A 14,507-nucleotide genomic window follows, 5' to 3' on the forward strand; every position below is an offset into this window, starting at 1 on the left:
GAGAAGCAGTTTATCGTTCAGTGATATGATATGGACCTCGACGACGTCGCTCTGTTCCACGCGATCGCGTCAGCCGGAAGCCTGTCGGGCGCCGGCAGGCAGGCCGGGCTGTCGCCGATGGCGGTCAGCCGACGGCTCGCGACGCTCGAAAAGGAGCTCGGCGTCCGGCTGTTCCACCGCACCACCCGCTCCGTCGCGCTGACCAGCGACGGAGAGACGTTCCTGCCGCTCGCGCAATCGATGCTGGAGGCGCGCGAGGCGGCGGCCGCGGCCTTCGCGGAGAGCCGGGAGGCGGGCCTCAGCGGCGTCCTCCGGATCACGGCCCCGAACCTCATCGGCCGATCGATCGTGGTTCCGCTCGCCGTGCGGCTCATGGCGGAGAACCCGCTCCTCACGGTCGATCTGACCTTGAGCGACGGCATCGTGGACATCGTCGCTGGCGGCATCGACGTCGCGATCCGCGTCGCGACGCTGCAGGAATCCGGTCTGGTCGCCATCAAGGTCGCGGACAATCCGCGGATCCTGTGCGCTGCGCCGAGCCACGTCCAGGCGAACGGAGCGCCGCGCACGCTCGCCGAGCTCGACGATCATGTCTGTCTGACCCTTCACGCCATGGACGCCTGGGTGTTCGTCCAGGCCGGACGGCGGGTCGCGAAACGCGTCGTCGGCCGCCTGTCGGCGAGCAGCGTCGACGCGGTCCGGGCGGCGTGCCACGCGGGGGCGGGCTTTGCGCTGCTGACCTACTGGGACGTGGCGCAAGACCTCGCCGACGGAAGGCTTGTGGCGGCGCCGCTCGGCGACGCCGCGACCGAACCGCTCGCGATATGGGCGGTGCTTCCGACGCGGCGCCACGTGCCTGTGCGTGTGCGGCGCTTCATTGATGAGATGAAGGCCCTGCTTTCGAAACCGCCGGCCTAACGTCGACCAAGCGCGGCGCGCTGAATGAATGTCCGCTCGCCGTAGGGCTTCAGGGTCGGCTTTTGGCGCTTCGCGCCTGACCGCCATGGACCGATCCGTCGATGCGAACGCATGCGGCGGCATGCGCTGAATCCCCATGACGCTTCAGGAGCAGTCGGGCCGCCGGAACCCGGTTCCGGCGGCCCGGTCCTCAATGGGCGCCCGAGACTTTCGCCTGCAGGCGCTGGGCGGCCCAGCCGGCCGCGATGCCGAGGCTGGCGGCGGCGCAGAGCTCGGCGATCGACAGAAGGCTCGGCGCGAGGTGCGAGGCGAAGAACGTGATCAGGCCGAGGAACCAGGCCAGCACGTTCTCGAACGGAGGCGTCGACCGAAAGGCGAGCACGATGGACGCCGCCACGAACACGACGGGTATGATGGACGCTTGGCCAAGCGTCGGGGTCAGGGCGCCGAGAGCGAGCGCGGCGCCGGCGCCGAGCGTGATCCCGAGCCAGACGCAGAGGCCAGTCTTGAGGCCCTCCGCCGCGGAGATCGGGCGCGTGAAGTAGGCGACCCAGCCTACGAACATCGCCCAGGGCGCAAAGCCCATCGTAAGGGATGCGAAGGCCGAGCAGGCCGCCACAATCGCGGCGACGCTAATGAAGATCAGGGACGCGGCCGGCGCCGCACGCCGCTCCACGACGGCGTCGTTCATGGGTTCGGACATTGTGAGGTCCTTTCAGGTTCCGATTGAGGGTGTCTGGCGCGCGGGCTTCAGGGCGCGACGCGGGGCGACAGCAGGTCTTCGAGTCCGATGTTGCGGAACATCTCGCGCCGCACCCGGTCGCCGACCGCGAACACGACCTCCGCGCCGTCCTGGGAGGGGTCGACATGCACCCGGAACGGGCGCTTGCCGTGCGGCGCGTCGACGATGGCCACCATGGCGCGCGCGACGTCCGCGACGTCGGCGTCGGGGGGCTCGAGCGCCGCGAGCCGGGTCATCACCTGGTCGGCGACGCCTTTGTAGGGGCCAGCCGCGTAGTCGTCGGCGCGCTCCTGATCGTCGGGCGCGCCGGCGTTGGCGAAGTGCTGGGTGCCCTTGGTGAAGGCGCCGGGCACGAGGATCGTGGTCTCGATCCCGTAGCGCGACAGCTCCGCCGCATAGGACACCGCGACCGAGTCCATCGCGGCCTTGGCGGCGAAATAGGGCGCGAGGTAAGGCGGCGTGCCGCCGCGCGCGCTGCTCGATCCGACCCAGAGGAGCAGGCCTTCGCCCTGCCGACGTAGATGCGGCAGCGCCGCGCGGTTGACGCGCTGGGTCCCGAGGACGTTGACGTCGTACAGGGCGCCGTACTGCTCGGGCGTGAAGGCTTCCGCCGGTCCGAACACCATGTGGCCCGCATTGTGGACCACGACGTCGATCCGACCGGCTTCGCCGATTATCGCTGCGACGGCCGCGTCGGCGGACTCCTGCGACTGCACGTCGAGTTCGACGGCGCGCAGCGCGACCGAACGCTCGGCTGCATAGGCGCGGACCTCGTCGACCTTGGCGGCGTTCCGCGCGCGGGTCGCGCGCATCGCGGCGTAGACCGTGTGGCCGGCGTCGGCCAGCCGGCGCGCCGCGAGCGCGCCGAAGCCGGAGGATGCGCCGGTGATCAGGATCACCTTGCTCATGTCTGTCTCCCTTGTCCGGTGTGGTTGTTTCGCCGTGTCAGGCGATCGGCGGCCGGCGCGGGGACCGGCCGCCGAGGCTCGCGATCAGACCATTCCGCCATTGGCCCGCAGCGTCTGACCGTTGACCCAGCCGCCGTCGGGGCCGGCGAGGAACGCGACCGCCGCGGCGATGTCGGCGGGCTCGCCGAGCCGCTCCAGCGGGTTCATCTTGGCCATCCGCTCGATCACGTCCTGCGGCTTGCCGTCGAGGAACAGGGCGGTGGCGGTCGGCCCGGGCGCGACGGCGTTCACGGTGATCCCGCGGCCGCGCATCTCCTTGGCGAGGATGGCCGTCATGGTCTCGATCGCGGCCTTGGTGGCGGCGTAGACGCCGTAGGTCTCGAGATTGAGCCCGACCACGGACGTCGAGAAGTTCACGACGCGACCGCCGTCGCGCAGCCGCCGCGCGGCCTCGCGCATGGCGTTGAACGACCCCTTCAGGTTGATCGCGACGTGGCGGTCGAACAGCGCGTCGTCGCTGTCGGCGATCGGCTTGAGCGCCATGACGCCGGCGTTGTTGACCAGCACGTCGACGCCGCCGAAGGCGGTTTCGGCCGCGTCGAACATGCGTCTGACGGCGGCGGGATCGCTGACGTCGGCCTGCACGGTCACGGCGTCGCCGCCGGCCGCCTTGATGCGAGCCACGACGGTCTCGGCGTCCTTGTGGCCGCCGGCGTAATTCACCACGACCGTGAAGCCGTCCCGGGCGAGGCGTTCGGCGACCGCGGCGCCGATGCCGCGCGACGAACCGGTCACGATCGCGACCTTGTTCGGCTTAATGTCCGTCATCTTGGGTCTCCTTCGCTGACCGCCATGTCCGGCGGCGATGCGGGGAAGGTAGACCGCTGGTCGTTTGGAATAATCCCGGCTAGGCTGGCATCATAATTCGAGTTTTCGAACAATGGATCGCTACGACGCCATGCGCGTCTTCGCCCGGATCGTCGAGCGAGGAAGCTTCACCCGCGCGGCCGAGGACCTCGGCGTGCCGCGCGCGACCGCGACCGAGGCGATCAAGGCCATGGAGGCGCGCCTCGGCGTGCGGCTGCTGCAGCGGACCACCCGGCACGTCAGTCCGACGCTCGACGGCCAGGCGTTCTACGAGCGCTGCCTGCGGCTCATCGCGGACCTCGAGGACGCGGAAGGCGCGTTCGCCGGCGCGAAGCCCAGGGGCATGCTGCGCGTCGACGTGCATGGGACGCTGGCGTCCCACCACCTCATGCCGCGGCTGCCCGAGTTCGTCGCCGCCTATCCCGACATCGAGCTCCACTTCAGCGAAGGCGATCGCTTCGTCGATCTGGTGCGCGAGGGGGTGGACTGCGTGATCCGGGTCGGGACCCTTCAGGACAGCGACATGATCGTCCGCCGCCTCGGGCTGCTGGAGGAGGTCACCTGCGCCTCGGCCGCCTATTGCGACCGCTGCGGCGTCCCGCGCGCGCTGAAGGAGCTGTCGGGCCACCGCATGGTCGGCTTCCGCTCCTCCGCCGCCGGCGCGATCCTGCCGCTCGAGTTCACGGTCGGTGGTCAGTTGCGCACCGTCATGCTGCGCTCCAGCGTCACGGTCTCAGGCGCCGAAACCTACACGGCCGCAGCGCTCGCCGGGCTCGGGCTGATCCAGGCGCCGCGCTATCGGCTCGAGCGCCATTTCGCCTCCCGCGAACTCATCCCGCTGCTCGAAGAGCACCCGCCCTCTCCGACGCCGGTGTCGGTTCTCTACCCCCGCGCAGGACAGCTCTCCGCACGGCTGCGCGTCTTCATCGACTGGATCGCCGACGCCATGGTCTTCCGATAGGCGGACTGCGAACGTTTCTCGTCCGCAAAGGGCGTGCGCCGGGATGGCTCAGGCTCCGCAGCGGCGGCTTGGTTGCAAGACGAAGGCCCGCTTTCGAGCAGTGGGCCAATGTCCTTCGTGGCGCCGAGTGGCGGCCCTTCCAGGTCGCAGCTGGCCCCCCCCCCGACATCAGGCGGGGCGCCGGATCCGACGGTGACGAGTGGTCCCGCCTGGATCATCGCCACAGTCGCAAAAAGGTCGATTGCTTCGCCTCCACCTGGCGCATCGCCCCGATAGTCACAGAGCCAGTCGGCTTTGCGCGTGGCCGATAGCTCTGCGTCGAACAAGCCGACAAACATCGTCTCGTTGGGAGCTGGGCAAACGAATGCCGCCCACAGGCGACGCTCGCGAAAAAGCTTACGGCCGGCCGTCTGGGTGGCCTGGTATCGAGCAAAACCCTTTGCGTCGTTCCGCCAAAGATCGAACAAGGTCGCGTAGCGCGCGCCGGGTTTAGACGTGTGATGACGGATCACGCAGACATCGTGTGGCCTTAAGCCAGCGGCCATCAGAAGGTCATTGAAGGTCACGCTTGGCCGGCCCCCATCGAGTGGTCCGGTTGCAATGTTAGTTCATGAGCGGCGCTGATGCGACGGTTGGTGTGGCCGGCGGAGCTGGGCGGGGTTGCGCAGCCGGCCATAGCGCGACCTCCGGCGCGGGCGGCCTGTAGCCGAGCGCCGAGTGCGGGCGAACAGCGTTGTAATGCCGCCGCCAGCCTTCGATCACGGCCTTGGCCTCGGCGAGCGAGTAGAAGATCTCGCCGCTGAGAAGCTCGTCCCGAAGACGGGCGTTGAAGCTCTCGCAGTAGCCGTTCTCCCAAGGACTGCCTGGCTCGATGAAGGCGGTCCGAGAGCCGACGGCCGCGATCCATTCACGGACGGCTTTGGCGACGAACTCTGGACCGTTGTCCGACCTGATGTGGCCCGGCGCGCCGCGCAGGATGAGCAGATCCGACAGAACGTCGATCACGTCGGTCGACCGGAGCCTCCGTCCGATCCGGATCGTCAGGCATTCGCGCGTGAACTCGTCGATCACGTTGAGCATCCCGAACTTGCGGCCGTCGTGCGTGCGATCCTCGACAAAGTCGTAGGACCAGACGTGGTTCGGCCGCTCCGGCCGCAGCCGCACGCATGAGCCGTCGTTGAACCAGAGCCGCCCGCGCTTGGGCTGCTTCACCGGGACCTTCAGCCCCTCCCGTCTCCAGATCCGCTCGACCCGCTTCAGGTTCACGACCCAGCCGGCGGAGCGCAGCAGAGCCGCGATCCGCCTGTAGCCGTAACGGCCGTACTGGACAGCCAGCGCCACGATATCGGCGGTCAGCGCCGCCTCGTCGTCAAGCCGGGTCGGGATCTTGCGTTGTGTCGATCGGTGTTGGCCGAGAACCAGACAGGCCCGGCGCTCCGTGACGCCGAGCTTCTCCATCACCCGATCCACGCAGTCGCGACGACGGGCGGGGCTGATCAGTTTCCCCGCGCCGCCTCAGCCAGGATCATCTTGTCGAGCGTCAGGTCCGACACCGCTCGTCGGAGCCGGGCGTTCTCAGCCTCGAGCTCCTTCAGGCGCTTCACCTGATCACCCTTCAGCCCGCCATACCCGGTACGCCAGCGATAGAACGTAACTTCGGTCACGCCGATCGAACGGATCGCTTCCGCCATCGGTCGACCCTGTGCGGTCAGCACTTCAACCTGCCGCAGCTTCGCGACGATCTCTTCAGGCGCGTGCCTCTTCCTCGGCATCAGAAGGTCCTCCAAATGGCCAAAAGCCATACATCAGGGAGGACCACTTCTCAGGGGGCAGACCAGATCTGGAATGCGCAAGCGCTTCAGGCTACGTCATTCTTTCGCTTCCGTGGGATCGCACCGGCGCTCTTTGGTCGGCCCTTGTAGTGCTTCCCGACCGTCAACTTCGGCGCTGCGACAGCCAATGGCCGTTCCTCAATAATTTTGCCGCTCGCGTCCTTGATCGTCATCTCAGCGGATGGTCGGAAAGGTTTCGCTTTTGGGATCCGGCCTGGAACGAACTTTTCGCCCGGACTGAGGGCAGGCTCAAGCTTCGACGCGGGCCAAGGGTCAAGTAGGGCCTCGCCGACAGTCTCGGCGTATCGTCTCCGAACCCTTCTTTTAAGCTCAGCAACGACCGGCTTAGGCTCGGCAGCGACAGGCGCAACATCGGGCTGCGCGGCGCGCGCATCCATCCGCTCGGCCAGCGTGCGGACGCCGTTTTCGTCAAGTTTCTTGAGACCATCGACGATGAGGTCGCGGATCAGCTCGCCTTTGCTTTTCTTCTGCGTGAACGCAATGCTTCTCAACCGCTGATCGAGCTCAAGCGGAAGATAGACGGTCCGTAGCGCCATTTTCTCGGCGTGAGCATCAGCCATCGCGCGCCTCTTTTGAATGATGCATTCATATGTACATATGAACAGGCTGACTTCAAGCCATCAGGGCTTCGATGTAAGGCAGCAGGATCGCATCCGACATATCGCCCAGCGCGATGAGAGAAGCGAAAGACGGACTGATCAGTTGCGAAAGCATCGGCGCATGAAGTTTCGGCGCGCCAGCCAGCGGGAGCGCCGTCGAGGCGTCCATGCCCGAACGCATCGCTCCGATGTCGTCACGCACTTGGCGGCAAAGCGCAGGCGGGAGGAGGTCTGCGAACCACGCAAGGTCAAAGCCGCTGGCGTCGACGACGATAACCGCCTCCTGGCTGACGGCGGTCGGCGTCGCGGATGTGGCGTACTCGACATATGTCCCGCCTGAATCGGCCACGCGCGCGGCGCTGACCGTGCCAGGCCGATAGAAGACGCGGTCTGACCGGCTGAGATCGTCCACGACGTTGGCCCATACTGCGCCACGCGTCAGACGATCGCTGAACGCCAGGCGATGCGCCTCGCTCAACGTTGCCCAGATGTCAGGGTCGCGAAACGCGCGGTTTTCGAAGAAGCTGTCGGTCCGTGCAAACAACGCCGGTTGCCCGCCCAGGATGATGATCTCGTTCGGAACGTCAGCCCTGACGAGCCAGCTCGCTGTCGCAGCAGCCGTTCCGCCAGAGCCGACGATGACCACCGGCTCATCGGGTTGGCCGAGGCAAGCGGTCCGCGCATCCTCGAGCCGGTTCCAGAAGTCGACGCTGTCGTAGACGACCGCTCCCGGAGCCACATCGAATTTCGGCGCGGCCGGACCAGGCCCAGTCGCCACCACGCCGTCGAACTCGCCGTGAACGCGCCGCGCCGAAGGTTCGTTAACGCCGATCGACCACTTGGAGCCTGTGGGCGTCAGTCCGACCACCTCGCCCTGCACGATCGGATACCCGGACGCCCTTATGCAGGCATCCAGATAGTTGGCGAACTCATTGTGGCCCGGCCGCGGACGACCGCGATCGACCCAGTCTCCATAACTTCCGGATGACGCCTTGTAAGCGAGCCAGGAATAGCGGCTGTACATCGCCCGGCTGACCGCATCGCCGTAAGACGCGGGGTCGTAGGGAAAGCCGATATCGCGCTCAGCCGGCGTGCAGAGCCTCTGCGCGCCATCGGAATAGCCGTGATCCCCGGTCCAGTTCGCGCCAGGCCTGTGACGCTCAAACACGGTCACCTCGATCGGCAAGCGCGTCTCATCGCGGATGCATGCGGCCTTGGCGCAAATCGCAGCCGCCTTGGCGCCTGCTCCGATCACCGCCAGTCTCTGAACGTTCGCCAATTCCCAACCTCTGTGCGCGGAACGGAGTCCGTTTGGCATAAGCGCGCCGCGCCTTGTCTCCAGGGGCCGGCGCGCCGACAAGACAATCCTGCAAATCGCTCTGCTTGGCGGCTGATGAAGACCAATCGGCGGCCCGAAGGGCGGTCAGCCGGACGGCAGGCTCGGCGCCGGTCCAGCGGAGAGCCGGGCTGCGACCCGACGGTCTATCTTGAGCTTGCGACCGTCGGCGGACGCCCAGACCAGCTTGCGGCCCTTGCTCAAATCCTTGTTGTGCAGGAACACATGGCTCCTCGCATCGCGCGCGTCCGCTTGCGTCACGATATAGACGACGTAGTCCTGCCGATGCTCGCGAGCCTGCATCATCCGATATTCGTTCGGCGTAAGCTCGACCACCACGTCCGACCCCGATAGCCCTTTGACCTCGACTTTCAGAACCGCGCCGGTGGGAGCGGTCACGGTCAGATCCCAGCCGACATTGTCGCCCTCTACAGACTTCACATGGTGACCGCCGCCCGCCACCGACTCGTAGAACTCGGTCGCATGCTTGACGGCCAGCAGTTCGATCTTTTTCCGCGCCTCCGGATCCAGGTTCCTGTTGCGGTTCGCCTTGTTGGACGGCTTCGACTTTGGAAAAGCCCCCCCGGCTTTGACATAGTCGAAGACCTTTTCGCGAAACGCGTCCGTTCCCCCGTACCAGACCGGACTCTGGCCAAGGTTTCCCTTCACCTTCGCGGTCGGAATGACGAACTGCCTGCGTGGGGGCGTCAACAAAGTCGCGTCGTCGCTTGCAGCATGGATCTTGTAGCCAACTTCGATGCCGCCTTTGCGCTTCAGCACGATGTCGTCGGAGCGGCCGAGAATGGTGGCGTTCTTGTACCAACCTACGATGTAGTTCTGGTGATCCCGGGGACTTTTGGCGATCCAGACGACCGTGACGCCCGCCATGGACGCGTCGTTTTTTCCGCCGCCGAGCTTCTCGAGATTGGGTCGCGCGGACCGTGGGATATAGCCGTAAACCCGTCCCCGATGAGGCGCGAAGTTCCACGTTTCATGACCGATCGAACTGCTCTTCAGGAAACCGAAGTCGCCGACGGTCGGATCCGCGGGCGAGATGCCGGCATACTCAACCATCCAGCCGATATTGATGAAGATGACGGGCGCTTTCGCCATTCGATCTGGTCCCGGTGCGTTTCAAGAAAAGCCTGGCCAACGTTCGTTTCGAACAAGCGCTCGCGAACGAAGCGCGACGTCCCGGCGCGAGCAAAAGAGGGCGTTGGGCGTTGAGCTTTGCTGACCTGAGGGCCAGTTCTGGCTTCTCGATGGCGCCTGTGCACGATGGCCAATAGGAGAGTTTGCTTGGCGTTCGAAGAGTTTGTAGCTGCAACGCCGACCGCGCTATTGGGCGAAAGTGGCAAAGTGTTTTACGCGGGACGGGCAGCGTTCAGCGCGCCGTCGGATATCTACATTCTTGGACTGAACCCTGGCGGCGATCCCGCCGATCCGGGGGAGTGCTCAGTGCAGGACAACATCCGCTTCGTCTCCACCAAGGCGCCCGATCTGTGGTCGGCGTATCAGGACGAGGCTTGGAAGCGGTGGGCGCCAGGCGATGCGCCCCTGCAGCAGCGTCTGCAGCACCTCTTTCATGACCTCGCCGATCTACGCACGGTTCCGAGCAGCAATCTCATCTTCGTTCGATCGCGACGCGAAACAGGACTTGGCGCAGGCGCGAAAGAGCTCGAGGATCTTTGCTGGCCATTTCATGAAACCGTGCTGCGACGGCTGTCCACAAAGGTCATCGTTTGCCTCGGCGACAGCGCCGGTCGCCGCGTCAGGCGGCGCATCGGCGCCATCGCCGAGGTCGATCGCTTCGTCGAACAGAACGAACGCAAATGGACAAGTCGCACCCACCGTAGCCCAACCGGAATGGCGGTCGTCACCCTGACCCATCCTGGCGTCGCGGACTGGACGACGAGCGCGGCCGACCCTTCAGCGCTTCTGCGTCGGGGGCTTCGTGGAGAATGCGGCAGTTTTCGAATCGCGGCTACGGATTTGGTCGGCCCGGCGAGCCGACAGCGCGAACAATCTGGTCGATGATATCGGGACCTGCGGCCGGGGCTGGCGGGCCATCGACGAAATCCGTGCCGGCGTCCACCGGGAAAATCTTCAGCTCGCCGACGCCGGCGTCGATCGCATGACGGAAGAAGTCTTCGTCCTGGTCCGTCTTGTTCGGCGACTGAAAGCGGCTGACGAAACCGGCGACCAGGTCGCAGAGCTGCAGCGATGGTGGCCGGACGCCATTCCCGGCGTGCTCACCCTCGAGCAGTCCGTCTCGGAGCCTCGGACCCAGGCGATCGTCGCGCTCGCGCTGAGCTGCATTCTTCCGGTCATCTTGGCCTACGTGTTCTACTCCTACTGGGTGTTTCGAGGGAAAGTCGCTGAGCTCGACTGAGAGGGGGCCGAGGAGCGCGCGGCTCTCTATCCGACGAGCAGGCTTCGGCGGGGGCCCGCCCCAAATGACCCATCCGTGAGAGGCGCAGCCGTTTCGCCTCGATTGGTCGGACCCGGTGAAGCACGCCACGTTCAACGTCAATGGAATCAACGGGCGCCTTTCGGTTCTCCTCGACTGGCTGGAGGAGGCCAGGCCCGACGTCGTCTGTCTCCAGGAGCTGAAGGCGCCGCAGCACAAGTTTCCGGAAGCGGCGATCCGCGACGCCGGCTACGGCGCGGTCTGGCTCGGACAGGCCCGCTGGAACGGCGTCGCGATCCTGGCCCAAGACGCCGATCCGATCGAGACGCGCCACGGCTTGCCCGGCCTCAAGGACGACCAAAGCCGCTACATCGAGGCCGCGGTGAACGGCGTGCTGATCGGGTGCCTCTATCTGCCGAACAGCAATCCGGCCCCCGGTCCGAGATTCGACTACAAGCTCGACTGGTTCGATCGCCTCGACCGACACGCGGCGGAGCTCATCCGGGCGGACCTGCCTGTGGCGCTGATCGGCGACTTCAACGTCATGCCGTGCGAGCTTGACGTCTACAAGCCGGAGCGATGGGTCGACGACGCGCTGTACCGGCCGGAGGCGCGCGACGCCTTCCACCGGCTCGTCGCCCAGGGATGGACCGACGCGATCTGCAAGCTCCATCCGGACGAGCGGATCTACACCTTCTGGGACTATTTCCGGAACGCCTGGGGGCGAAACGCCGGGCTGAGGATCGACCATCTTCTGCTCAGTCCGTCGCTCGCCGCCCGTCTTGAGAGCGCGGGCGTCGACCGCGAAGCGCGCGGACGCGAGAAAGCGAGCGATCACGCGCCGGCCTGGGTCGAGATTTCCGACGCTGCGCCCGACAGGGCGACCGGACGACCGGCCGCCGGGAGAAGCCGAAATGGGTGAGGATCCTTATGACCTGAGCCGCTTCGCCTCGGCGCAAGACGGCGTGTTCGAACGCGCGCTCGTCGAGCTCGAAGCCGGCCGCAAGACGGGCCATTGGATGTGGTTCGTGTTCCCGCAGCTGCGCGGCCTCGGCGCGTCTCCCGCCGCTCACTTCTATGGTCTGAGTTCGATCGCCGAGGCGCGCGCCTATCTGGGGCATCCCGTTCTCGGCCCCCGGCTGATCCGCTGCACGCAGACCGTCCTCGGCGTGGAGGGACGCACGCTCCACGAGATCTTCGGGTCGCCCGACGATTTGAAGTTCAGGTCGTCAATGACTCTGTTCGAGCTCGCCGCGGCCGGCGAAGACATTCCGTTCTCGACAGCGATCGCCGTGCTTTGCGAGGCCCAGCGAGATCAGCGGACCTTGCAGCTCGTCGAGGCCCGCTAGGGCTGTCGTCTTCGGCTCGTTGTTCAGTCGCGCATCGTCAGCCCAGTGGCGGGGCGCGGCGGCGCCGACTGCCGGGTCCACGCAAGATCTACGCTTATTCGTCTATATGAATAAGATCGAGCGCGGCCAGGACGATCTGGCGGAACGGTTCTGAGACCTCCAGAGCCTTTGCGGCCCGCTTCTGGAGACGAGCGTCGCGGGCGATCTCGGGCGCGTGCGTGTCGGCCAGCTCGAAGGCCAGCCGCGACGCGGTCTCACGCAAGCGGCTCTTGCCTTTGAGCGCGCGCGAAATCATCGGCTGCGACATCTCGAGCCGTCGGCCGAAAGTCGTCTGGTTTTCACCGAGCGCACGCCACAACCGCTCGAGATTGACCGCGTCCAAACTACACCTTGAGTTATTCGAAGATGTGAATAACAATGGTTTTCGGGATCGCGTCAAGCTTGACGATGGCGACGACGCGACGATGTGCGAAGCGTGGACAACTCGACTCCTGGCCTTGCGCAGAGACCGCCAACCGATGTTCAAGTAGCTCCAGACGGCAGAGGGCGTAGAGATGATTGCAGTCAATATCGCCGTCGGCCCAAGAATGATGCTGCAGAGCGGCGCATGGTTCGACTTTCTCGACCCGGAAAGCAGCGACTTCACGATCGAGGACATCGCAGCAGGACTGTCTAATACTTGTCGATATGCGGGCCAGTGCTCCGGATTCTATTCCGTTGCAGAGCACAGCCTGCTGGTGAGCGAGGTCGCTCACGAGCATTCCTATGCAGCCCTGATGCATGACGCCGCCGAAGCGTTCATCGGCGACATCACCCGGCCGCTGAAGCAGCTCCTGCCTGATTTCAAGCGCATCGAGGCCCGGGTCGAGACGGCGATCTTCGACCGTTTTGGCGTGCCGAACCCGATGCCGAAGGCGGTGAAGGCTGCGGATCTGCGGGTGCTCGCTGCCGAGCAGGAGCAGATCATGCCGCGCGAGACCTCCCTGTGGGCGTTTACCGACGGCGTCGAGCCCGCCCCGGTCAAAGTGCGGCTGCTGACGCCGCCGGAAGCGCGAGAGGCGTTCCTCGCGAGATACGCCGAGCTGCACGCCCCCTCGGCCGCCCGGAAGCATGCCCGCTTTGCGTAACGCATCGTATTTGAGGCTTGTCGCCGATCCGCGGGAGGCCGACGCTGCCGTCGTGACGACGCAGCTCCAGACGCCGAAAATCCGCAAGGACCGCTCGCTTGACCGGCTGGCCGAGACCGGCAACGTCGCGCAGTTCGTGAGCTTCTCGCCGGACGGCGGCAGGACCCGCCAGGAATTCAGCAGGGTCGCAGGCCACGCGCCCAACGACCCGTTCCTGTCCGAGCGGCTCGCGCTCGAGACGCTGCTGATGCGCAGCCCCGAGGCGTCGATCAACCTCAGGAGCTTCAGTCCCGACGATCCGCGCAGCCGCGAGTTCGTCTACGGCATCACCAATGTCGACGATGCGGTCAACGCGCTCGACCGGCTGTCAGGCGACGGCCTGTTCGTCATCGCGAACGAGACCGTCGACGTTAAGGACGGCGGCGTGTCAGGCGTCGCGCAGGGCGGCGTCATCGAGTTCTCGCCCGACGACACGCCGCGTTGCGTGGAGAAGGACGGCGTCGCGTCGCTGCCCTTGCATCTCGGTCTGTCGATGCTCGAGACGGTCTACGGGTTCAGGCCCGAACTCGGCGAGACCCACGGCGCGCGGCTCGAATTCAGCGTCCATCCGCGGCCGCGCGGATGGCGCCAGACACATACGCTGCTCTGGGAGCATGAGCAGATCGGGCCGGAGCAGCACCGGCCCGCGCTCACCTGGCCGAACAATTTCAGCCGGCATCTCGGAGACAAGGCCTACGGCTTGCTGATGGCGTATCTGGTCGGGCTTCCGACGCCGCGGACGACCGTGATCGGGCGGCGCGTGGCCCCGTTCAGCTTCGGCCTGGCGACCGCAAGCCGTGAGGTCTGGACGCGGACCTGTCCGCGCGAACCCGAGCCCGGGCTTTACACGACGGTGAAGGGCTGGATCGACCCCTTCGCCTTGCTCGCCGCCGAAGACAAGACCGGCGACGCCATCCGTTCGGTGCTCTGCCAGGCGGCGGTCCCGGCGCGCTACTCCGGCGCCGCCATCGTCACCGGCGACGGGTCGCTCGCGGTGGAAGGCCGCGAGGGCGAAGGCGACCTGTTCATGCTCGGCGTGAACGCGCCGGAGCTCCTGCCGGCGACGATCGTCGACGCCGTCAAGGCCGCTCACCGGCGGCTCGAGGACGCGCTTGGGTCGGTCCGTTTCGAATGGGTCCACGACGGCGACCGGGTCTGGATCGTCCAGCTGCACCTCGGCGCGACACGCAGCACCTCAAAGGTGCTGGTGCCGGGCGACGCCGAGGACTGGGTTCGCTTCGACGCGCGCAACGGCCTCGAGAAGCTTCGGGCCGCCTTGCGGACGCTCGGTCCCGGCGCTGGCCTTCAGCTCGTCGGCAATGTCGGCCTGACGAGCCATATCGCGGACGTCGTCCGCAAAGCCGGCAAGCCCGCCCGCATCGTGGTCGGCTGACCGGA

The 14,507-nt window shown here is 66.2% G+C and carries 16 protein-coding genes; 8 read left to right on the forward strand and 8 right to left on the reverse strand.

Going from position 1 to position 14,507, the window contains the following annotated elements:
* The first annotated feature begins 30 nt into the window (after window positions 1–30).
* On the forward strand, window positions 31–918 hold the full coding sequence (locus tag PKE78_RS09160) for a LysR family transcriptional regulator (protein WP_271200563.1): 888 nt from the start codon (window positions 31–33) through the stop codon (window positions 916–918).
* Window positions 919–1,108: 190 nt separating this feature from the next.
* On the opposite strand, the gene PKE78_RS09165 is transcribed toward PKE78_RS09160, so the two are convergent.
* The 3 genes from PKE78_RS09165 to PKE78_RS09175 all read right to left on the reverse strand — a co-directional run bounded on the left by PKE78_RS09165 (window position 1,109) and on the right by PKE78_RS09175 (window position 3,396).
* A complete protein-coding gene (locus PKE78_RS09165) occupies window positions 1,109–1,621 on the reverse strand; it encodes a DUF1097 domain-containing protein (RefSeq protein WP_271200564.1) in 513 nt (170 codons plus the stop codon).
* A 47-nt stretch (window positions 1,622–1,668) separates the two neighbouring features.
* Window positions 1,669–2,568, reverse strand: a complete 900-nt coding sequence (locus PKE78_RS09170) for an SDR family oxidoreductase (protein WP_271200565.1) — start codon at window positions 2,566–2,568, stop codon at window positions 1,669–1,671.
* Window positions 2,569–2,652: 84 nt separating this feature from the next.
* Window positions 2,653–3,396, reverse strand: coding sequence for an SDR family oxidoreductase (locus PKE78_RS09175; RefSeq protein WP_271200566.1), 744 nt, complete (start codon window positions 3,394–3,396; stop codon window positions 2,653–2,655).
* Window positions 3,397–3,508: 112 nt separating this feature from the next.
* On the opposite strand from PKE78_RS09175, the gene PKE78_RS09180 reads away from it, so the two are divergent.
* Window positions 3,509–4,396, forward strand: coding sequence for a LysR family transcriptional regulator (locus tag PKE78_RS09180; protein WP_271200568.1), 888 nt, complete (start codon window positions 3,509–3,511; stop codon window positions 4,394–4,396).
* A 603-nt stretch (window positions 4,397–4,999) separates the two neighbouring features.
* Here PKE78_RS09180 and PKE78_RS09185 read toward each other — a convergent pair.
* The 4 genes from PKE78_RS09185 to PKE78_RS09200 form a co-directional block, all read right to left on the reverse strand.
* Window positions 5,000–6,168 (reverse strand): IS3 family transposase gene (locus PKE78_RS09185; RefSeq protein ID WP_271200966.1). Its coding sequence is split into 2 segments (ribosomal slippage): window positions 5,000–5,904 and window positions 5,904–6,168, totalling 1,170 coding nucleotides; the frame shifts between segments, so codons are not numbered across the junction.
* Window positions 6,169–6,254: 86 nt separating this feature from the next.
* On the reverse strand, window positions 6,255–6,809 hold the full coding sequence (locus PKE78_RS09190; protein WP_271200569.1) for a hypothetical protein: 555 nt from the start codon (window positions 6,807–6,809) through the stop codon (window positions 6,255–6,257).
* 52 nt (window positions 6,810–6,861) lie between these two features.
* Window positions 6,862–8,127: a SidA/IucD/PvdA family monooxygenase gene (locus PKE78_RS09195; RefSeq protein ID WP_271200570.1), complete on the reverse strand. Its 1,266-nt coding sequence runs from the start codon at window positions 8,125–8,127 to the stop codon at window positions 6,862–6,864.
* 144 nt (window positions 8,128–8,271) lie between these two features.
* Window positions 8,272–9,297 (reverse strand): protein NO VEIN domain-containing protein, encoded by a 1,026-nt coding sequence (locus PKE78_RS09200; protein WP_271200571.1) that lies wholly within the window; start codon window positions 9,295–9,297, stop codon window positions 8,272–8,274.
* Between the two features lie 186 nt (window positions 9,298–9,483).
* On the opposite strand from PKE78_RS09200, the gene PKE78_RS09205 reads away from it, so the two are divergent.
* From PKE78_RS09205 to PKE78_RS09220, 4 genes are all read left to right on the forward strand, one after another.
* Window positions 9,484–10,221, forward strand: coding sequence for a uracil-DNA glycosylase family protein (locus tag PKE78_RS09205; RefSeq protein ID WP_271200572.1), 738 nt, complete (start codon window positions 9,484–9,486; stop codon window positions 10,219–10,221).
* A 97-nt stretch (window positions 10,222–10,318) separates the two neighbouring features.
* Window positions 10,319–10,576, forward strand: a complete 258-nt coding sequence (locus tag PKE78_RS09210) for a hypothetical protein (RefSeq protein WP_271200573.1) — start codon at window positions 10,319–10,321, stop codon at window positions 10,574–10,576.
* 115 nt (window positions 10,577–10,691) lie between these two features.
* The gene (gene xth / locus PKE78_RS09215) at window positions 10,692–11,516 is read left to right on the forward strand and encodes an exodeoxyribonuclease III (RefSeq protein WP_271200574.1); all 825 of its coding nucleotides are present in this window, start codon (window positions 10,692–10,694) and stop codon (window positions 11,514–11,516) included.
* Window positions 11,509–11,943 (forward strand): DUF1810 domain-containing protein, encoded by a 435-nt coding sequence (locus tag PKE78_RS09220; protein ID WP_271200575.1) that lies wholly within the window; start codon window positions 11,509–11,511, stop codon window positions 11,941–11,943. The genes xth and PKE78_RS09220 overlap by 8 nt, the downstream gene beginning before the upstream one ends.
* 94 nt (window positions 11,944–12,037) lie before the next feature.
* On the opposite strand, the gene PKE78_RS09225 is transcribed toward PKE78_RS09220, so the two are convergent.
* Window positions 12,038–12,325 (reverse strand): hypothetical protein, encoded by a 288-nt coding sequence (locus tag PKE78_RS09225; protein ID WP_271200576.1) that lies wholly within the window; start codon window positions 12,323–12,325, stop codon window positions 12,038–12,040.
* 172 nt (window positions 12,326–12,497) lie between these two features.
* Between PKE78_RS09225 and PKE78_RS09230 the strand changes: the two genes are divergently transcribed.
* A complete protein-coding gene (locus tag PKE78_RS09230) occupies window positions 12,498–13,070 on the forward strand; it encodes a hypothetical protein (protein WP_271200577.1) in 573 nt (190 codons plus the stop codon).
* Between the two features lie 52 nt (window positions 13,071–13,122).
* Complete coding sequence (locus PKE78_RS09235) at window positions 13,123–14,502, forward strand: hypothetical protein (RefSeq protein ID WP_271200578.1); 1,380 nt, start codon at window positions 13,123–13,125, stop codon at window positions 14,500–14,502.
* Window positions 14,503–14,507 lie beyond the last annotated feature (5 nt).

The sequence above is a fragment of the Methylopila turkensis genome, assembly GCF_027922325.1.
Classification (GTDB): domain Bacteria; phylum Pseudomonadota; class Alphaproteobacteria; order Rhizobiales; family Methylopilaceae; genus Methylopila; species Methylopila turkensis.